This window comes from Rhodococcus sp. MPR-R1B (assembly GCF_058793255.1).
Map to the genome: position 1 here is coordinate 181,874 of NZ_JBXAFO010000003.1, position 20,383 is coordinate 202,256.

A 20,383-nucleotide genomic window follows, 5' to 3' on the forward strand; every position below is an offset into this window, starting at 1 on the left:
ACCGACCCGAAGAGGCCCGCTCGATGTCCGAATCGAACTCCCTGCCCGAATTGAAGCAAGCATCGCAGCAAGCATCGAAACAAACGTTGTCCATGACCGTCCTCATGACGCCGGACATGTCCAATTTTTCGGGCAACGTTCACGGCGGAACGATTCTGAAGTTTCTCGACCAGGTCGCCTATGCATGCGCGAGTCGATACGCCCAGACGTACGTCGTGACCCTGTCGGTGGATCGTGTGGTGTTCCGCGAACCGGTGCATGTCGGAGAACTCGTCACGTTCAGCGCTTCCGTCAATTACACCGGGCGCACCTCGATGGAAATCGGAATACGCGTCGAAACCGAAGACATTCTTCTCGGAAAATCTCGACACACCAATAGTTGCTACTTCACGATGGTCGCAATGGGCAGCGACGGAAAACCGGCCGAGGTACCCCAACTCCGGCCGACCGGAACAATCGCGAGGCAGCGATTCGAGGCCGGTCGTCGGCGTCGTGAACTGCGCAGAGAGAACGAGCTTCGTGAACAGTCCATCCGGGCCGCGGTTCGGGACTTAACGCCCGAACACGATGACTAAATCCAGTCAAATTTAAGTTATAACCTTATGCATTAAACTGATCGAGTGACTTCGAAGGCACGGAAAAACTATGACGTTGTGATTGTCGGCGCGAGCATCGCAGGATGCGCGGCCGCAATCATGTACGCCCAGCAAGGTCTGCGGATAGCGCTTCTCGACGCTCGCTCCGACATCCGGGCGCACAAAGTCCTGTGCACTCACCACCTACAACCCTGCGGTGCCCCGATCTTGCAACGACTCGGCGCCACGGAAAAACTGCTCGCCCTGGGAATGGTGGAAACCGTTCCGAAATTCTGGACCCCGTGGGGAATGATCACCCCTGATGCTGCAGAGAACTCACCGCCGCCTGGATTCAACGTCCGAAGGGAAACTCTCGACCCCCTCCTGCGCCAACTCGCGAACGACTACCAGAACGTCGACCTTCTTCTCGGACATCGTGTTTCCGGACTACTGACCAAGAACGGCACTACTGCAGGCGTCTACGGCACCGAACAGGGTTCGGCCTTCACTGTCGAAGCACGATTGACCGTCGGAGCAGACGGCAAGGATTCGACCGTCGCACGATCCGCGCGTTGCGACTCGGTGAGTGCGTCCAACGGGCGCTTCAGCTACTTCGCTCAACTCTCCGGACTCGAACGACCCGACGGAGAATCTTCATTGTCGTGGTTCATGGATCCCGACGTCGCCTATCTGCTCCCCAACGACGGCGGAATCAGCGTGCTGGTCGTCTTCCCTGCCCTCGACAAGCTCGGCCCGTTCACTGACGACCTGTCTACTGCTTTCCTCGCGTACGCCAACGCATTACCCGGCGCTCCGCCAGTTCGCCGAGAGCACATCGTCGGGAAGATCGTTGGTACCAAACACTTCTCCACAATCCTCACCGACCCGGTAGGTAACGGGTTCGCACTCATCGGCGATGCCGCGGCAACCAACGACCCGTTATGGGGCATCGGATGCTCGTGGGCACTGGAGACCGCTCAGATGCTGGTCGACGCGACCGCCCAAATGCTGACGGAGACGACGTCACACACACTCGACTCGCATCGGAACGTGAACGCTGCCTTGACCGAATACCGCAGCGCCAGAGCGAGTATGACGAAACACATCGATTACATGAGCGGTTACGCCGGTGGGCGAAAGTTCACCGCGATCGAACGTCTGCTCATCTCCGCGGCCACCTATGACCACGACGAAGCCCAAAGGTTCTACTTGTTCGGTTCCCGGTTGATACCCGCCGAGCAGTATCTCTCGACTCGCTCGGTCGCGCGGGCAGCACAAAAACATCTCAGACACCGTCTGCGTCGTAGATCTGTGGCCGGGACGTAATCTGCCAAGCGTTTTTTCGGCGCCGGCAACGGGGAACCCTCCGATCGCAACCGAGCCGGAGGAGCGACCATGCGTGCACACATCGCCATTCCGAGTGAATCGACTTGTCACAGGTACGTAGTCGCCGTCGCCAGCTCCACCTTCGCCGAATCGGTCATCTGGTGCGACGGCCCCGCGTTCGACGCAGTACTCGTTCTGGGCAGCGAGATTCCGCAGCACAGTGGCCACCGAGCCGTACTCGCCTGGAATCACTACTTCGGGTGGGCGCTCGGCGTGGAAACGACACCGGATACGTCGTTCGCCGTTGTCGAATGCCTCGGTATCGGGAGAATGCCGGACCCGGAACTGTGCGCCGACCGCGCTGTCGAGTTGATTGCCCAGGCGGGTAGTTAAGGAACTCGTCGCGCGGCGCGCAATCCAGCGGGCATAGGATCGAGCGCGAGTTTCGCACGCCCGACGAAAGAGAGCCCGACATGGACCCGGTGAACAGGCCTGCCGGTCAGCTGGCTCTCGAGAACGAACCGGACGGCAGGGCGACTTTGCGGGCGCGTCAGACGCCCCGCAGTGAGCGTCGCAAAATCGGGAAGGGCCTGCGCAAGCGAGTAGCACGATCGTCGCTTGGTGATTGGACGCCCCCGCCCAACCGACGCGATCCGGTCGATCAGGTCAACACGGCACACGAGGGAAGACTCGACTGGTTGGTTCCGATTCGTGTGGGACGCATGGTCGCTTCACCGTACGGTTTCCTGCGCGGGACCGCCGGCTTGATGGCAGAGGACATGGCGCAGCTCCCGTCCACCGGCATCACTCCCGTCATCTGCGGGGATGCGCACGTCGGAAACTTCGGGTTCTACGGGTCCCCGGAACGCGAACTTGTCATAGACCTCAACGATTTCGACGAAGCACATCCGGGCCCCTGGGAATGGGACCTGAGAAGGTTGGCTGCGAGCATCTGGGTGGCCGGGCGGCAGAACGGTCTCACCGAAGCTCAATGCGAAACAGCGACAACCTCGTGTGTGTCCGCATATCGCCTCCACTTGGCAAAGCTTTCCGAGCGTCCACTGTTCGATCGCTCCTTCGACCGGGTCGATCTCGACGGACTGACCGACCACGTCACTGATCCCGGGTTGCTGGCCGAGATCCGACGCGCCGCGGAGCGCGCCCGACGGCGTACGAGCGATCACGCGGTTCCCCGGTTCACTGTCGAGGATCACGGACGGCGCCAGTTGGTCGAGAACCCGCCGCTCACAACACGACTCACGCCGCAGGACACCGACTTCCTCCTGGAGGGTCTGGACGAGTATCTCGAAACCCTTGCACCACACTGGCGCCGAGTCGTCTCGGGATACAACGTCATCGACGTTGCGCACCGGGTTGTCGGAGTCGGAAGCGTCGCTCTGCGTGCATACGTCGCCTTGTGCGAAGGGAGCATCCCGGACGACGTCATCTTCTTGCAGCTCAAGCAGGCTCGCCGATCCGTCGTCGCCCCCTTCGTGCACGGCGACTCGGCCTGGCACGACCATCAAGGACGACGCGTCGCGGAATACCAGCAGGCTCTCCAGACAGTCAGCGATCCACTGCTCGGGTGGTGCACCGTGGACGACCGCCAGTACTACGTCCGTCAGTTCCGGAACATGAAAGGTTCTGTGGACCTGAACAATATCGATGCAGCAGCCTTGACCGACTATGTCGCGATCTGCGGTCGCCTACTGGCCAAAGGACACGCACGAACCAGTGGCGCGTCACTGATTTCCGGTTACCTGGGAACCTCGGACACGGTCGACACCGCCCTCACCCGGTTTGCTCGGCTCTACGCCGATCAAACCGAACGTGACCACGACGCTCTGTGCCGGGCGGTATCGGCCGGTACGATCGCCGCGGAGCCGGGAATCTGATCCCTCACGCCGCGACGATCCTGCCCTGCTCGAACTTCACTCCTCCCCAGATTCCGGTCTGGCCAGTGGCAGAGGCGAATTCGCGACACGATTCCGCAATCGGGCACCTGTTGCACACGTCGGTCGCGTAGTCGTATCCTTCGGACGGAAAGGGAAACCAGCGGTCCGGCTCGGGGTCTCCTCGACATTCCGCCTGCCACCAGGTTCGGTCGTCCGAGATCGGCAGAAGCTCAGCCAGATTCGAGATTTCGTCAGCGCACATCACTTACTCCTTTCGACCGTCACGTCCGACTCAATTCACGCCAGATCTTCTGCTGCACTTTCTCGATGCGTCGAGGCGCCTTCGGTTCCCACAGCAACCGCATGCCGGCCTCCGCCGGTGTGCGATCCGCTTTGCGCTGATTGCAGGAACTGCAGCACGCCACCAGATTTCCCCACGTGTTGGGCCCGTTGCGGCTTCGCGGCTGGACGTGGTCGATAGTCGTTGCTCTGGCGGCGCAGTACGCACATTGACGACCGTCCCGGTCGAAGATGCCGGCGAAGGTCGCTCGGCTGGAATCGGTGACCGTAACCCGGTGGGCGACATACACGTACTCGGCAAGCAGGATCGTCCGAGGCAGTGGTATCTCGACGTGCTTGGAGCGCACCGGAAGTATCGGGATCACGTCTTCGGTGGACTGCGCGGAACCGGTGGCGATCAGGACGATCGCACGATCGGCGCTCACTTCACCGAGGTACTCGTACGTTGCGTTGAGTACCCGGACGGACCGGTTCATCCAACTGTGAGAAGCGGCGGTAGATGCGCGGTTCGGGTTCCGCATGAGACGTCTCAGTTCATGTCGAGGAGTGGAACTCCTGGACGTGAAGACGGGTCAGGAGCAAATGCAAGAAACGGGGAACGGCATATATCCAGCGCCACTCTGTTCCCCGAATGCAGGAAGGGAAATGCCGCGGGGTGAGTGCCCGCGCAGGTGCAACGCTTGCTTCGAGTCGCGCATGCCTGTCCCTTCCACTTCTTGTTCTCTTCACCGACGATTGCCGGCGCCCATCATCACACGGAAGGCATCCTCAGCGATATTGATTTATCAGGCCGGAATAGCCGTCCAGCAAAGGCCGCGGTTTGACGCCGGAACACGCGGCTTGATCGAATGAGCCATGACTTCGTCGTACATCGACCTACGCTCGGACACCGTCACCAAGCCTGATGCGGAGATGCGGAAGGCGATGGCTGACGCCGAGGTCGGTGACGACGTCCTCGATCACGACCCGACCATGGCGGCGCTCGAGGAAGAGGTCGCACATACTCTGGGCTTTCCGGCGGCCTTGTGGGTACCGAGCGGATCGATGGGCAACCTGATTGCGCTGATGCTGCACCTTCGCCGCGGCGATCAGTTCCTCGCACCGGAACACTCTCACGTCTTGGGGTCAGAGTTGGGCACCGCTGCTTGGCTCGCACAGGGAATGCCGATGGCGCTGCCGCACGACGGCGGACCCGGACGTCCCAGTCCCGAGACCGTCGTGAAGGCGGCGGGCTCCCCCGGCCCGTACTTCACGTTGAACACCACGCTGCTCTGTCTCGAGAACACCCACAATTTCGCCGGCGGCGCCGTCATGAATCCGACGGAGTGGACGAAACTGGTCGACGCGGCGAGATCACGCGGCTTGAAGATTCATCTCGACGGCGCCCGCCTCTGGAATGCCGCTGCTGCACTCGATGTTTCGCCCACCGAACTGACTTCCGGCGCCGATACCGTCCAGGTGTGCCTGAGCAAGGGACTCGGTGCGCCGGTCGGCTCGATTCTGGCCGCATCACCTGAATTGATCACCGAAGCCCGAAGGATCCGCAAGATGCTCGGCGGCGGCGTTCGTCAGGGCGGGGTGCTTGCCGCAGCCGGCATCGTCGCGCTTCGCTCACAAGCTCGCCTGTCCGACGATCACGACAATGCGCAACGCCTGGCATCGGGCCTTCGTGAACGCGGTTGGGCTGTCGACGAACCCGCAACCAACATCGTTCTCGCCGCCACAGCCGATCCGTCGGCCACCGTTGCTCAGCTCGCCGCTGTCGACGTCGGCGCAGTCACCGTCGCCGGGAAGGTTCGGTTCGTGACACATCGAGACGCGAGCACTGCCGACATCGACGAAGTTCTGTCCCGACTAGCCGCCTGAGCTACACCATCAGCGGTTGAACCTCCTGCGCGACAAGGCGAATGAACTCGCGAACGTCCGGCTCGTCAACGGTCGGTTGGAGTACCACGGTGGTTGCACCCGCGTCCACCCATCGCACTGCTGCGGCCGCAACGTCGGCCGCGGTCCCCACGGCAATCGCTTCCTCCGGCGACTCGCACCCTGACGCTGCGGCCTCGGCAAGGGCGCGCTCACGACCGCTGGAACCAAATGCACAGATGACGTAAACGACCACCTCGAGATCCTGCGCTCCGATATGAGCGATCGCCCGGCGAACGCCTTCCGGGGTCGTCCCACCCGAGAGCACGGTGCCCTGCGCCAACTCACCACTGAGCGCCAAAGTCTTTGGCCCCGTGGCACCGACGAGCAACTGCGGCACCTTCTCGGGCGGCCACGCCAGCTTGACGTCCGTGAGATTCACGTATCGACCGGATACCGTCACCGACTCACCGCGCAGTAATCGCTCGAGTGCTCCGAACTGCTCCCGGAGGAGGGTCAACGGCGATTCGACCTTGGCGCCGATCTGCCGCATCCAACTCTGAACGCCGTGACCGAAGCCAACCCGCAGTCGATCCGGATGAACTCTGGCCAGCGCCGAAATCTCCATCGCCGTGATCGCGGTGTTGCGCATCGGAGTCGGCAGCACACCGATCGCTACTCCCAGGCGCGTGGTTTCGGCCAATACAGTTGCAGCAGTGGCTATTCCTCCGCCGAAGAAGCAGTCCTCCCACAGCCAGACCTCGTCGATACCGACTTCGTCGGCATACCCCGCATGCCGAACCAGATCTTCCGGGGATTGCTCCGGGCGCAGGACCACGGCAATCCGTGCGGCGCTCATGCCGTCACCAGAAACGCAGCGATCTCGTCAGCTGTTCGGCGACCCTGTTCGCGTCCCAGTTCGGCTGCCGGGCGCCTTGTCGCCGGCGAGAGAGAGTTGGTTCCGATCGCTTCCACGACGGCGTCGTCGGCGAAGATCGCCAGTACCCGTGACTGCGTCATCGCGTCGATTTCCTCTCGTAGGCTGCCGCCAAGCAGATTCGAGGCGGGATCGGCAGCAGGTGAAAGAACCACGACCACATCGCAGTCGGCAGCCAAATGAACATTCGAGCCACTTGCCATTCCGCCGTCCATGTACCGGTCGCCGTCGATCGTGACCACCGGCCACACCCCTGGTACGGCGCAACTCGCTCCAACTGCGTCGATCAGGTCTACGCCGTCAGCACTGCCGAACACCCTCAACTCACCGGTCTGTGCGTTGATCGCCGGGATGCGCAACACCCGCTCGGGCCACAACCGATTGGGCAGCCTTGCCTCGATGACCGCACGACGCACGGCGGGTTCGACGGTGTCGGCGGCCATCGCTGCCTCGCCGAGCGCACGAAGTTGTTCGGACCGATCCGCGGAGCCCGCGATCGCGTCGACGAACATCTGACCGAGGACCTCGACATCTACCTCCGGATCGATCTCACCGGTCGCAGCGGCCGTTTGTGCGTCGAAAAGCTCCTGAAGTGTCGCGCCGCCCGCAATCTGAGCAGTCACGGTGGAACCTGCAGAAGTGCCGATCAATACGTCCGCTGCCAGCAGCGCTGCGGCAGCGTCCGGCGATTTGTCCTGAACGCCCAACAGAAAACCGGTTTCCCAGGCGATCCCCGCAACACCGCCACCGGCAAGTACCAACCCCAATTTCACGCCGTCCACCTCTCGTCGATCACGATCCGTGCCCGAACTCGACGTTAGACCTACTCTGAAGTGATGTTCATGCGCAGCGCAAAGACATTTGTTCCCGACGCACTCCGCGGGTTGATCGCATCCACCGACGACATCGCGTGGAACCCCGATCCCGGATACCTCACTCGTGCACAGCCCCTTCCACGCGGGCGAGTCGCGCTCGTCTCCGGCGGCGGCTCGGGTCACGAACCCATGCACGCCGGATTCATCGGCGAAGGAATGCTCACGGCCGTCTGTCCCGGGTTGATCTTCAGCTCACCCAACGCACTGCAGATCCATGAAGGATCCAAAGCTGCCGACGCCGGTGGCGGCGTCCTGCACATCGTGAAGAACTACACCGGCGACGTGATGAATTTCGGTATCGCACGGGAACTACTCCGCGAGGACAAGATCGACACGGACGTCGTCTTGGTCGACGACGACGTCGCGACCGAACGCGCAGACGGTAGCGGCCCGGGGCGACGCGGCACTGCGGCAACGATCGTGGTGGAGAAGGTCTGCGGCGCGTCGGCCGCCCGCGGTGACGACCTGGCCGAGGTGACCCGGATCGGACAACACGTCGCGCACTCGGCTCGCAGCATGGCCGTCGCTCTTCGCCCATGCACCTTGCCGGGGGCTGACGAGCCGTCGTTCGACCTACCGGACGGGCAGATGGAACTTGGTATCGGAATCCACGGCGAACGCGGCACAGAACGCGTGGACGCCCTGCCCGCACCGGAATTGGTGCGACGGCTGACGGATCCGATCATCGAGTCCCTGAGTCTCGCCGAAGGTGATCACGTCATTGCGGTCGTCAACGGGCTGGGAGCCACCCACCCAATGGAGCTGCAACTACTGTTCGCCGAACTCGGAGATTATCTGGCCGACCAGGGAATTCACATCGAGCGGACGCTGATCGGAACGTTCGTCACTGCATTGAACATGGCCGGAGCATCCATCACCCTTGTTCGCACAAACAAAGAAATCCTCGAATTATGGGACGCGCCAACAAAAGCGCCCGCCTGGCCGAATGCTATGGCACGTGAGTACAGCGGCATGGGCAAGCGTGAATCATTCGGTCCCACATTCACACCCGACACCTCACGCACTGCCGAAAGCAGCTTCGTCGGCGGCTGGATTGCGGACTGGGCCGCGAAGGTACTGGAGCAGGAACCTGCCCTGACCGATCTCGACCGACGAGCAGGAGACGGCGACTTCGGGACCAACATGGTGGCCGCACTGGATCAGCTCGACATCTCGGCGATCCGTGACACCTATTCCACTGCAACGATATTCGATGCAGTCTCCCAGGCGTACCTCGGTCACGCCGGCGGTACGTCCGGCGCGTTGTTCGGCATCTGGTTCCGGCATTTCTTCCGCGTCGCCGCAGAATCAGCGGACTCCGAACTCGACCTCGGTGCGATCGCGACTGCAGCACGGGCGGGGCTCGACAACATCACCTCGCTCGGCGGCGCACGCGTCGGCGACAAGACGATGGTCGACGCGATAGTTCCGGCGGTCGAGTCGTTGGAGCAATCCGTGAACTCGGGAGCCGATCGGGACGCTGCTCTGGCCAGCGCAGCGGCAGCGGCGGCGGCCGGCGCGGAGTCGACCGAAACCATGCTCGCGAACCGCGGACGTGCAAGTTATGTGGGCGAAGCCGCTCGCGGAGTGGTCGATCCGGGAGCGCTACTCATAGCGTGGTTTTTCGCTAGTGCAGTGGGTCACTAGCGAGCACTTCGCAGCTGTGACTAATCTGGCAGCCACAGCACATCGTTTGTGAGGGCCCGTGGGCAAAAGCACCGGTCTCACACACCACACAGGAGCAGCCCATGCTGAGCACCATGCAAGACGCCCCCCTCTCCATTGCTCAACTTCTCCGCCACGGTGCCTCCGTTCACGGCGCTTCCGAGGTTGTCACGTGGACCGAGTCCGGCCCGCGCCGTGTGTCATACGCAGACGTCGGCAAGCGCTGCGCACAGCTTGCGCACGCCCTGCGCGGACTCGGTGTCGAGGGTGACGAGCGAGTCGCCACGTTCATGTGGAACAACTCCGAGCACCTCGAGGCGTACCTGACGATCCCCTCGATGGGTGCTGTGCTCCACACGCTGAACATTCGCCTGTTCCCCGAGCAGTTGATCCACGTCGCCAATCACGCCGAGGACCGCGTGATCATCGTCGATCCGTCCCTGATTCCGCTTCTCTCTCCGCAGCTTCCGTCGCTGACAACCGTCAAGCACATCATCGTCACCGGTTCCTCCACTGCGGGACTCGAAGCTCCCGAGGGCGTGCAGGTTCACACATACGAGGGCTTGATCGCCGATCAGCCAACCGAGTTCGACTGGCCCGAGGTCGACGAACTCAGTGCTGCCGCAATGTGTTACACGTCCGGCACCACGGGCGACCCCAAGGGTGTCGTCTACTCCCACCGTTCGATCTACCTGCACTCCATGCAGGTCTGCATGAGCGACGGCCCCAACCTCGCGCAGGGCGATCGTGCACTCGCCGTAGTGCCTCAGTTCCACGCCATGTCGTGGGGACTTCCCTACGCCGCGTTCATGATCGGCGCCTCGCTGATCATGCCCGATCGCTTCCTCCAGCCTGCTCCGTTGGCTGCGATCATCGCCAGCGAGAAGCCGACGTTCGCCGCGGCCGTACCCACCATCTGGCAGGGCCTGCACCTCTACCTCGAGCAGAACCCACAGGACATCTCCTCGATGCGTGAGGTTCTGATCGGCGGCTCCGCGGTACCGCCTGCCCTCATGCACGCATTCGAAGCCGACCACAACGTCTCCGTCCTGCACGCCTGGGGCATGACCGAAACCTCCCCACTCGGATCCGTTGCCCGCCCGCCGGCCGGTGTCACCGGCGACGCGATGTGGAAGTACCGCTACTCTCAGGGCCGCTTCCCGGCATCCGTCGAGGCACGTCTCATCGACGATGACGGCAAAGTTGTTGCACACGACGGCGTTTCCGTCGGCGAGCTCGAAGTGCGCGGCCCCTGGATCACCGGGTCGTACTACGGCGTCGATGCGGAAGACAAGTTCAACGACGGCTGGCTCAAGACCGGTGACGTCGGATCCATCACGGCCGACGGCTTCCTTAGCCTGTCCGACCGCTCCAAGGACATCATCAAGTCCGGCGGCGAATGGATCTCATCGGTCGACCTCGAGAACGCCGTCATGGGTCACCCTGACGTCACCGAAGCTGCCGTCATCGGCGTGCCGGACGAGAAGTGGGACGAGCGTCCGTTGGTCGCGGTAGTTCTGCGCGCCGGTTCCGAGACCACGATGTCCGAACTCCAGCAATATCTTTCGGACAAGGTCGCCAAGTGGCAGCTCCCCGAGAACTGGGCTGTGGTTCAGGAAGTTCCGAAGACGAGCGTCGGCAAGTTCGACAAGAAGCGTCTGAGGGCCGCCTACCACGAAGGCGGACTCGAAGTCACTCGCCTCTGACACGGAGTGAATGCTAAAGCATGAATACTGAAGGTGGGCAACAGGTTTTCAATCTGTTGCCCACCTTCGTTTAACGAGCAATGCACTTTACGGACGATAACCGACCGTGTGAAAAGCGATGTCGACGTACTTCTGCGCCAATTGCGTCGGCGACATCGGCCCGCCGGTCTGGAACCAACGCGGCAGTGACTGCGCCATACCGAGTATGGCCCGGACGGTCTCCTCGGTGTCGGTGACCGCGAAATCTCCCGATGCCACACCGTCGTCGACGATCCTGCGCATGAGCAACTCGAGCCGCTTACGACTGGCGGCGTATCGACTTCGGCTTTCCGGTGAGACATGCCGAATCTCGGTGTCCAACGCAGCATGCCGCGACCGGTGGGTCATGTAGAGAACAATTGCCTCCACCACCAAGGCGAAGCGTCGTACCGGATTTTCGCCGGCTTCCACCTCTGCCGCTTCGGTTCTGGTATTCAGCTCACTCATCGAGATCTCGAACAGAGCGACGAGGACTGCCTCTTTGTTCGCGTGGTGGTAGTAGAGCGCGGGAACGGTTACCCCCACACGGTTGGCAATCTGCCGCACCGTCGTGCCGTGGTAGCCGTTCGCGTCGAACAGCTCGAGCGAAGCCATCAGGATGTCGGTCATCACCAGCGGCGGGAAAGTCCTCCAGTCCAATGCCACCGAATTCACGGGCTCCACCTCGCCAGTCATGAATAGCCGAAATTACCGCGGTGCCATACGGATTGCACCGTCGAGGCGGATCGTCTCACCGTTGAGCATAGGGTTGGAGACGATATGCGCAGCAAGCGCGCCGTACTCGCTGGGATCACCCAGGCGAGAGGGGTGAGGCACCTGCTGACCCAGCGACGCCTGGGCTGCTTCAGGCAGTCCGGCCAGCAACGGGGTCTTGAACAGCCCGGGAGCGATGGTGTTGACGCGGATCAGCAGCGACGCGAGGTCACGGGCGATGGGGAGCGTCATACCGACGACGCCACCCTTCGACGCGGAGTACGCAGCCTGCCCGATCTGACCGTCATAGGCTGCGACGGAGGCGGTGTTGATGATGACGCCGCGTTCACCGTCGATGGGTTCGGTCTTCGAAATACGTTCCGCAGCAAGACGAAGAACGTTGAAGGTGCCGATCAGGTTGACGTCGATGACCTTCTTGAATGCGTCGAGCGGGAATGCCCCCTTCTTGCTGACCGTCTTGACTGCGTTGCCGATTCCGGCGCAGTTGACTGCCACGCGCAGGGGTCCGAGGGACTCGGCCACATCGAGTGCAGCGGTGACCGCAGCCTCGTCGGTGACGTCTGCAGCCGCGAAGCGGACCCGGTCGCCAAGTTCCTTGGCGATGGCTTCACCGTTGGACGACGGAAGGTCGATGATGACGACGCTGGCGCCGTCGGCAAGAAGGGCTTTGGTGGTGGCCAGGCCGAGGCCGGATGCTCCACCGGTGACGACGGCGACGCTGTCGTTGACGATCATGAGAGTTCCTTTCGAAAGGTTATGTGTTTCAGATGCGTTCGATGATGGTCGCGTTGGCCATGCCGGCGCCCTCGCACATGGTCTGCAATCCGTAGCGTCCGCCGGTGGCCTCGAGGTGGTTGACCATCGTGGTCAGCAGTCGAGTACCCGAGGACCCCAGGGCGTGTCCGAGGGCAATCGCGCCGCCCCACGGGTTGAGCTTTGCCGGGTCGGCGCCGAACTCGTGAGCCCAGGCGAGTGGAACGGGAGCGAAGGCTTCGTTGACCTCGTAGGTGTCGATGTCGTCGATGCTCAGACCCGCGCGAGCGAGCACCTTGTGGGTGGCTGGGATGGGTGCGGTGAGCATGAAGATCGGGTCATCGCCCGCAACGGAGAAGGAATGGAAACGAGCTCGCGGCGTCAGCCCCAGCTTCGACGCCATTTCTTCGCTCATGATCAGTGCTGCGGACGCGCCGTCGGTGAGCGGCGACGAGTTACCGGGAGTGATCGACCACTGCGCCTCGGGGAAGCGCTGCGCGTACTTCTCCGAGTAGAACGACGGCTTCAAACCGGCGAGTCCCTCGGCGGTAGTAGACGCGCGAACCGTCTCGTCGACGATATGCGAGACGGTCTCACCGGCGGCGTTGGTCACCGAGATCGGCAGAATCTCCTTGTCGAAGAGCCCCTTCGCCGCTGCCTCTGCTGCCCGCTGGTGGGACTGCGCGGAGAATGCGTCGAGAGCGTCGCGGTCAAGCTTCCACTTGGCGGCGATCAATTCTGCAGAGATTCCCTGGTTGACCAGGCCTTCGGGGTAGCGAGCCGCGACGCCCGGACCGGAAGCGTCCTTCCCCATCGTCGTGGTACCCATCGGGACACGACTCATGGATTCGACGCCTGCCGCGATCACGATGTCGTAGGCCCCGGCGATCACGCCCTGCGCCGCAAAGTGCGCAGCTTGCTGACTTGATCCGCACTGGCGATCAATCGTGGTGGCGGGTACCGACTCGGGGAACCCTGCCGACAGGACCGCGCTGCGGGTGATGTTGAGCGCCTGCTCACCGGCCTGGCCGACGCAACCGCCGATCACGTCGTCCACCAGGGCGGGGTCGAGGCCGTTTCGCGAGGTGATGGAACGCAGAACGTGGGCCATCAGTTCGACAGGGTGCGTCCCGGACAGTGCTCCGCCCGGCTTTCCCTTGCCGGACGCGATCCGGACTACATCGACGATCACTGCCTTGGTCATCTTCGTTCCCTTCGAGGACGTGCATTGCTGGGGCGGTCCGGCACCCGTGTTTCGTGGCGCCGGGTACCGGACCGAGATCGAGGGAGCACCCTGACTTAGCGCTCGCTAAAGAACTACCACCGACTTGATCCTCTCGTCAAGAGGGGGCCTCCGAACTCGAAACAAATGCGGCCGACCAAAAGCTAAGCGATCAGTGACCTCGCCTGGCCCACGCCATTCATTAGTACTTTCGAATGATAGGTTTTCAATCTTCGCCCGAAATGTCCGGAATCGGATAACCTTCCGCCACAAGCAATCCAAGCCACAGGGGATTCGGGGCGTGGCACCAATCGATGACAAACCGCAGGGGGACTGACCCGGAGGTAGAGCGTGGACCTGCGATACGTTGCATTCACACGTGCCGACTCGCATTTCTACGACCGAATCAGAACGGCCACTCGACCTGACGCACCGACTGACCAGCACTTTAAGCCTGCAAAGTCGGTGGACTGGTCACTCTGGCGACGCGGTCCCCAAAGCGGACCGTGGAACTACTTCCAACCGCCTGACAGCGTGCTGCCAGAACAGGGATGGAAGATTCACTGCTCCGCTACCCAAGCCAACGCGCAGGAGCTGCTCGATACCGTCTCCGCGTATTGCGGCCACAATCTGGTGCCTTTCAAATTTCTTCGGACGGCAGCAGACCTCATGTTCTCCAACAGCAAGCAGGCCAATCGAACATCCAGCGGAAAATTCATCACGATCTATCCGGCGGATAGCGTTGCCACACAACGTGTCATCACCGAACTGGACCAGCTTGTCACGGCTGCCGACGGGCCATACATCCTCAGCGATGTGCGATGGAACCGGGGACCACTGTACTTACGGTACGGCGCGTACCTGCCCATGCACACCAACGATTCATTCGGCGATCGCGTCCCGGCAATACGGCGCCCCGACGGATCGCTCGAACCCGATCTGCGCGGCACTTCCTTCAGAACTCCAGACTGGGTACAAATCCCGGACTTCGTTCGCGCGCAGCAAGACAAGCTGAAATCACGCGACGCCTTCCCCTATTCGATCACTGAAGCCCTGCACTTCAGCAACAGCGGGGGGATCTACTCCGCATTCGACGACGCCGGCATCGATCTGGTCATCAAAGAAGGCCGTCCCTTTACCGCCCCGGACGCAAACGGCCGGTACGCAATCGACCGCATCCGTAACGAGTACGACAAGTTGACTCACCTTGCCGACAACCCGTACACACCTTCTGCGATCAGCTTGTTCGAGCGCGAGGGACACCACTTCCTTGTCACCGAGCGCGCTGCCGGCACTCCCCTGAATCAGGAAGTTGCGCTCCGCCACCCACTGATACGCGCGGACCAGACACTCAGTTCCCGAACGGAATACAGAACCTGGGCACTCGACATTGCACAACAGTTGACTACCGCAGTCGAGAGCTTCCACAACGCCGGAATCGTTCATGCCGATCTTCACCCTGGCAACGTCATGTGCTCACCGTCCGGTATTCGGATCATCGACTTCGAGATGGCCCACAACATCGACGAGCATCCGCCCCGGTCCACCGGAGCCCCCGGATACACAGCACCTCGACAGTTGACAGGAATCGCGGCGGATCGATACTCGTTGGGCTGCATCGAGCTGGGACTCTTTGTTCCACTTACTACATTGTTCCCTCTCGATCGCAACAAGATTCCCGAACTCATCGACTATGCGGTGTCTCGATTCGATCTTCCCCGCGCCTTCGGTGCCTCGCTCTATTCGATGCTCGACGTACTCCCGCCGGAACCGGAGAATCGCCCGCATCGTTGGGACACGTCGTCGAACGAAACCTTGCAACGCACGGCCGCTCTATTGCGCTGCGGCATCCTCGCCTCGCTTGATCTCGCCCGCGCTGATCGACTCTTTCCCGGCGACATCGCCCAGTTCGAGGTGAACGGCTACGGCATTGCTCACGGCTCGTGCGGAAACCTGCTCGCCGATGATCTTCCCGCAGACACCTTGGAGTCAGTTCTGGAATGGACTGAACATCAGGTTGATTCGGATACTCAACCAAAGTTCGGCTTCTTCGACGGGCTCGCGGGTGCGGTGTATACCTTTCGGCAACTAGGGCGACATTCGACAGCCGACAGGTGGGTCGAGACTTTGCGTCGAGCCCCACTCGACGACATCGACTCCAGCCTTTTCAGCGGCCTTTCCGGAATCGGTTGCCTCCTACTCGAGGAATCGGTTTCACGACCGACTGTGTCACCCACTCTCGCTGTCGTGACCGAGACTCTGCGCGAACGAATTTCAGCTGCTCGCTTGCATGTCCGCGACGCCGGCGGAACACCTTGGGCAGTGGCCGGCCGAGGTGGGCTGATGCGGGGACCGAGCGGACAAGCACTGTTCTGGACTCGCCACTACGAACTGAGTGGTGATCCTCGATCGCTGGAACACGCACGCCAGCTCGTCGACATCGATCTGTCTGTGATGTCGATGTGCCCTGACGGGTCGATGCAGCTGAGAGAGGAGCGCCGGACGATGCCGTATCTCGGATCCGGGTCTGTCGGTGTGGGCCTGGTACTTCTACAACTTCTGCGCCATGTCGACGAACCGCGTTACGCAGCTGCGGTGCGTGCGATATCCCGCGCCGCCACAGTCGAATTCACTGCCCAAGCCGGACTACTCAACGGGCGAGCCGGGCTGATTCTGTTTCTCAGCGAACTCTCCAAGACTCCATACGCCGGCGCCGATTGTGAACAGACGCTTGCACAGCAGTTTCAGCTTCTGGGCTTGCACAGCCTCAATCACGCAGGAGGCCTGCACTTTCCAGGTGAACAGAACCTGAGACTCTCGACAGACTGGGCAACCGGATCCGCGGGAATACTGGCATTGCTCCGTCATGCCGGATTGCCAACTGTCCGACAGTCGTTTCCACTGATGTGCGTGTCGAACTGCCACATCTCCTAGTTGTTCGGAAAGTTATCACCCCGGAAGATTGGAGCACAGAAGCATCAGGCCAAAAATCTGAAATGGAATCAGCACCGCAAGACAATTCGATCGATCAAATCCATCGGTAAACATGCCGATCAACAAAGGAAATGACAATGGACGCTATTCTCTCCCTTCAAGATCTGTCAGTCGCCGCCGGCAACGTCGGAGACGCAGGCCAACTCGAGCAGAACGCGGCAATCAGTTCGCTCAGTTTCTTCTGCCTCTGACCTCAGGCCGATACCTCGGAGCAAGTCCGGGGTATCGGCTTTTACAATCCATATCGAAAAGAAAATACGGGTCGCCGCGTCGACTATCGACGAAGCGACCCGTATTGCAATGTCATTCCGCGCTGAACGAGGGAATCATCATGCTTCCCATCACTGCCAAGCCGCTGACATCTCGAAGCGAACCCAGAGCATTACTCAAGAAAGAAAAAAGCATCAGATACTCACCTCCTTAAGCTGCGAGTTGGCGGATCGGAAGGTCATCCCTGCACCCACCCGTCGCTCGACAATGCAGTCAGCATCTCGAAGAAGCTGACGTGGATCGCTGACAGTGACCCGGTGAAAAGACCAAAAACATCTTCCAAGGAACCCATTTTCGCCCTCCCTAATCTATTTGAACGGATTGAACGGGACGTCGAGGCCGAAGTCCACGGAGAGCGCGAAAGGCATTGTGATGATGGACTTGAAAGCAGTCAGCATCATGGGCAAGAGCGCCGAAACCGAACCCAGATCAGATGAATTCATCTCACATCCTCCTATTCGCTCGAGATTCCGACGAGTCCGTCGATGACAACTCCACCGGCATCGATTGACCCGTAGGCGAAATTCAGAATCGCCTGCAAGAACGGAACTAACATTTCCCACTCCTTCGCAACGGACATTCGCATGTCGTCAGTACTATTATCCGTCGCCCGTATTGCGGGATCTGGGGCCGAGCGATCACGATGTGGATGTAACCGTAGACAAAATCCTAGAACATGTGCCAGTTTTTGCGCTTTATTTCAAAGATCCCACCTTAAGTAGGATATTAGACGATTTACTCATAGGTGAACTCGTACTTAAGTCCTACACAAAATGTCGAAATTTGGCGGTTCCGCGTGGCAGGCCCATTACAGAATGAACGGTATCGTTTCATCATGGAACGCATCCACACTTCACCGAGCTGCATTCGCCGATGATCTACGCGACCTGGCGGCAATGCCGAGGGCAGATCGTATGGTCACTGGCGATGATATTCCTCCTGATCCTGACAGCCGCACTTTCAGGCTGGTTCGTTCAGCGTTCGGGCGAGAGTTGGGACTTCGGCGACATCTGCTCACGCTGGTACGACGGAGGTGGCAGTTGCCGTGCCGACACCGCTCTCACCTTGACGACGCTTCTCGTACTCCTACTACCGTTCGCCTCAGGAATGCTGGTCGGCGTCACCACATTCGCCCGAGACTTCGAGCAGGGTCCCGAAAACCTCGATTTTCTCGAGTCCACCAGCCTTGTTCGATGGTATTTCTTGCGGGTCCTGGTGGTCTTCGTTCCCATCACCCTTGCGATGGCAGTCCTGGGCCTGGTGCTCGGCTGGACCCAGACGCTTGGCCGGGGACAGGCGGCAACAAATGAGGCCACCTCGTTTTCCTTGATGGAGTTCCCCAATTTTCAGACGACGGGAATCGTCGTCGGCGCCTACACCTTTTTAGCAATGACTACCGGCAGCGCAGCCGCATTGCTCATCCGCAACACCGTCTTCGCGATGGTCATGACTCTTCTCGCGTTCTTGATCGTGCCCGTCGCACTGAGCGCGACGATGCGCGAGCATTACTTGGCCCCCGACACTGAAGTGCAACCCATCGACGGACTGGCACGTGCAGCGGAATATGCACCGTCGCCGTATGAAAATCTCGACTCGAGGTGGGTCATCGATGCCGGCTTCGCCGATACGGATGGCAACATGATGGACGCCGATTACACAATGTGCTGGGGCTCAGACAATTCCGATCGCAAGCAGCAAGACCTCGAGGTCGACAACTGCCTTCGAGAACAGGGAATCGATCACTATGCCGTGATCTATCACCCACAGAGCCGGTACTGGCAATTTCAGTTCATCGAGACTGCCGTGATGCTGTTGTGCTCCGGGTTGATGGTGGCGCTCGCACTCGTCGGCGCACGTGGACGACGTCGGCGACCCGCCTATAACCGACTGTCCGAAATGTCGAAATCGATTTGATAGCAGCAATTTTCGATCCACCTTCTCTTGTGTTCGAAACTTTGTTCGATTATGCTTTCGGCATGGACAGTCGGGATGCGTGGCAGCTGGATGGCGAGGACCTCAAGGGTGAGGTTCTCGATCTGGTGCGTGCCCGACACGAGTTGCAGTCGCGGATGGTGTTGCTGATCGTGGAGATGTTTTCCCGGGACGTTCTCGGTGGGAAGGGTTTTCGGGCGATCGCTCAGTGGTTGCATGGTTCGACGAATTTGGAGATCGGTGAGTGCAGTCTGCTGGTCGGGTTGGCGCGGTTGTTGATGCTCGAACCTGTTGTCGCGGATGCGTTTCATCGCGGTGACGTGGATGCGTTGAAGGCGCGGCAGGTGGCGTCGTTTTGTCAGCATCCGCCGAAGAACATGACCCTGGCGGATGTGGACAAGGCTCGCGGGATTTTGTTGTCGTTGGCGTCGAAGAACATTGCGGATTGCGATGCAGTGCGGGCAGCGATCCGCCGAATCGAGAAGCAGTACGGCAAGCGCGAGGACGGCATCCCGGTCGGCGAGGATTCCGAACGTAACGAGTTCTACGCCTCGAAAGGCTTGTACGGGCGGGTCACTGTGAAGGGGGATCTGGATGCGATCAACGGGGCCCGGTTGATCACGTTGTTGTCGAGCCTGTCGGCTCCGACGCCGGAGAAGGACGGCGTGAAGGACACCCGTACGCCGGCATTACGACGGGCGGACGGGTTCTGCGAATTGTTGCGGCGGTACGAGCGGGCGGGGTTGGGTCCGATCGAGGGCGGGGTGAAACCGCACATCACGGTGACTGCGTCGGCGAAAGACATGACGGACCTGCAAGCGTTGAAAGACCTCTTGCCGTCGACTCAGGAACTGGGTTTCGCGTGGACGGATTGGGTGGGCCCCATCAGTATCGATACCGCGCGGATGTTGGCGTGCGACTGCACCGTGACGCGAATTTTGTTGGATGAGAACGGTGTTCCGCTCGACTGCGGCAAGGAAGCGAGAACAGCGACGGTTCCGCAAAGGCGAGCACTGGCCGTCCGGGATGGCGGGTGCGCGTTTCCGGGGTGCGGGACTCCGTCGGGGTGGTGCGATGCCCATCATATTGTTCACTGGAACGATGGTGGCCCAACAGATCTCGACAACCTGGTTCTGTTGTGCGGTCATCACCACCGGACGATGCACCACACCGAGTGGCGTGTCGAGATCGGCCCGGATCGGAAGACGGTGTTCTATCCACCCATGTCGATCGATCCGTATCAACAGCCGATCGGCGGGAACAGCCCACCCACAGCAGCCTGAACCGCGACAATCGAATACATCAGCACCGGGGACG

18 protein-coding genes are annotated in these 20,383 nt (G+C 61.0%); 10 read left to right on the forward strand and 8 right to left on the reverse strand.

The features are described from left to right. Positions 1 to 23 precede the first annotated feature (23 nt). The 4 genes from AC1Q61_RS06130 to AC1Q61_RS06145 all read left to right on the forward strand — a co-directional run bounded on the left by AC1Q61_RS06130 (position 24) and on the right by AC1Q61_RS06145 (position 3,796). Entirely contained in the window at positions 24 to 575 is a 552-nt protein-coding gene (locus tag AC1Q61_RS06130; RefSeq protein WP_020909529.1) for an acyl-CoA thioesterase, read from the forward strand. 45 nt (positions 576 to 620) lie between these two features. After that, positions 621 to 1,901, forward strand: a complete 1,281-nt coding sequence (locus tag AC1Q61_RS06135) for an NAD(P)/FAD-dependent oxidoreductase (protein ID WP_492651180.1) — start codon at positions 621 to 623, stop codon at positions 1,899 to 1,901. A gap of 69 nt (positions 1,902 to 1,970) precedes the next feature. Beyond that, complete coding sequence (locus AC1Q61_RS06140) at positions 1,971 to 2,294, forward strand: DUF6292 family protein (RefSeq protein ID WP_019745820.1); 324 nt, start codon at positions 1,971 to 1,973, stop codon at positions 2,292 to 2,294. A gap of 80 nt (positions 2,295 to 2,374) precedes the next feature. Further along, the gene (locus AC1Q61_RS06145; RefSeq protein WP_019745821.1) at positions 2,375 to 3,796 is read left to right on the forward strand and encodes a DUF2252 domain-containing protein; all 1,422 of its coding nucleotides are present in this window, start codon (positions 2,375 to 2,377) and stop codon (positions 3,794 to 3,796) included. Between the two features lie 4 nt (positions 3,797 to 3,800). Here the strand turns inward: AC1Q61_RS06145 and AC1Q61_RS06150 are convergent, their stop codons facing one another. Together AC1Q61_RS06150 and AC1Q61_RS06155 are read right to left on the reverse strand one after the other, a co-directional pair. Continuing rightward, a complete protein-coding gene (locus AC1Q61_RS06150; RefSeq protein ID WP_003943196.1) occupies positions 3,801 to 4,058 on the reverse strand; it encodes a WhiB family transcriptional regulator in 258 nt (85 codons plus the stop codon). Between the two features lie 19 nt (positions 4,059 to 4,077). Continuing rightward, the gene (locus AC1Q61_RS06155) at positions 4,078 to 4,617 is read right to left on the reverse strand and encodes an HNH endonuclease (protein WP_020971175.1); all 540 of its coding nucleotides are present in this window, start codon (positions 4,615 to 4,617) and stop codon (positions 4,078 to 4,080) included. A gap of 334 nt (positions 4,618 to 4,951) precedes the next feature. On the opposite strand from AC1Q61_RS06155, the gene AC1Q61_RS06160 reads away from it, so the two are divergent. Then, positions 4,952 to 5,962 (forward strand): threonine aldolase family protein, encoded by a 1,011-nt coding sequence (locus tag AC1Q61_RS06160; RefSeq protein ID WP_020971176.1) that lies wholly within the window; start codon positions 4,952 to 4,954, stop codon positions 5,960 to 5,962. A gap of 1 nt (position 5,963) precedes the next feature. Here the strand turns inward: AC1Q61_RS06160 and AC1Q61_RS06165 are convergent, their stop codons facing one another. Beyond that, complete coding sequence (locus AC1Q61_RS06165) at positions 5,964 to 6,818, reverse strand: LLM class flavin-dependent oxidoreductase (protein ID WP_020971177.1); 855 nt, start codon at positions 6,816 to 6,818, stop codon at positions 5,964 to 5,966. Further along, on the reverse strand, positions 6,815 to 7,678 hold the full coding sequence (locus tag AC1Q61_RS06170; protein ID WP_021345908.1) for a patatin-like phospholipase family protein: 864 nt from the start codon (positions 7,676 to 7,678) through the stop codon (positions 6,815 to 6,817). The genes AC1Q61_RS06165 and AC1Q61_RS06170 overlap by 4 nt, the downstream gene beginning before the upstream one ends. Positions 7,679 to 7,732: 54 nt before the next feature. Between AC1Q61_RS06170 and AC1Q61_RS06175 the strand changes: the two genes are divergently transcribed. Further along, positions 7,733 to 9,418, forward strand: a complete 1,686-nt coding sequence (locus tag AC1Q61_RS06175; protein ID WP_021345909.1) for a dihydroxyacetone kinase family protein — start codon at positions 7,733 to 7,735, stop codon at positions 9,416 to 9,418. A gap of 101 nt (positions 9,419 to 9,519) precedes the next feature. Beyond that, a complete protein-coding gene (locus AC1Q61_RS06180) occupies positions 9,520 to 11,142 on the forward strand; it encodes a long-chain fatty acid--CoA ligase (protein WP_492651181.1) in 1,623 nt (540 codons plus the stop codon). Between the two features lie 87 nt (positions 11,143 to 11,229). On the opposite strand, the gene AC1Q61_RS06185 is transcribed toward AC1Q61_RS06180, so the two are convergent. Genes AC1Q61_RS06185 through AC1Q61_RS06195 form a run of 3 tightly spaced genes read right to left on the reverse strand, consistent with a single transcriptional unit; the run spans position 11,230 to position 13,852 of the window. Beyond that, a complete protein-coding gene (locus AC1Q61_RS06185; protein ID WP_492651182.1) occupies positions 11,230 to 11,856 on the reverse strand; it encodes a TetR/AcrR family transcriptional regulator in 627 nt (208 codons plus the stop codon). A gap of 12 nt (positions 11,857 to 11,868) precedes the next feature. Further along, positions 11,869 to 12,630, reverse strand: coding sequence for a 3-hydroxyacyl-CoA dehydrogenase (locus AC1Q61_RS06190; RefSeq protein ID WP_003942978.1), 762 nt, complete (start codon positions 12,628 to 12,630; stop codon positions 11,869 to 11,871). Between the two features lie 28 nt (positions 12,631 to 12,658). Continuing rightward, positions 12,659 to 13,852: a thiolase family protein gene (locus AC1Q61_RS06195; protein WP_030536138.1), complete on the reverse strand. Its 1,194-nt coding sequence runs from the start codon at positions 13,850 to 13,852 to the stop codon at positions 12,659 to 12,661. 369 nt (positions 13,853 to 14,221) lie between these two features. Between AC1Q61_RS06195 and lanKC the strand changes: the two genes are divergently transcribed. Further along, positions 14,222 to 16,804, forward strand: a complete 2,583-nt coding sequence (lanKC, locus tag AC1Q61_RS06200) for a class III lanthionine synthetase LanKC (protein WP_492651183.1) — start codon at positions 14,222 to 14,224, stop codon at positions 16,802 to 16,804. 638 nt (positions 16,805 to 17,442) lie between these two features. On the opposite strand, the gene AC1Q61_RS06205 is transcribed toward lanKC, so the two are convergent. Continuing rightward, on the reverse strand, positions 17,443 to 17,577 hold the full coding sequence (locus AC1Q61_RS06205; protein WP_256082940.1) for a hypothetical protein: 135 nt from the start codon (positions 17,575 to 17,577) through the stop codon (positions 17,443 to 17,445). A 484-nt stretch (positions 17,578 to 18,061) separates the two neighbouring features. Here AC1Q61_RS06205 and AC1Q61_RS06210 point away from each other — a divergent pair, with 484 nt between their 5' ends. After that, on the forward strand, positions 18,062 to 19,048 hold the full coding sequence (locus AC1Q61_RS06210; protein ID WP_492651184.1) for an ABC-2 membrane transporter-related protein: 987 nt from the start codon (positions 18,062 to 18,064) through the stop codon (positions 19,046 to 19,048). 62 nt (positions 19,049 to 19,110) lie between these two features. Then, positions 19,111 to 20,349, forward strand: coding sequence for an HNH endonuclease signature motif containing protein (locus tag AC1Q61_RS06215; protein WP_042921610.1), 1,239 nt, complete (start codon positions 19,111 to 19,113; stop codon positions 20,347 to 20,349). The last annotated feature ends 34 nt before the right edge of the window (positions 20,350 to 20,383 follow it).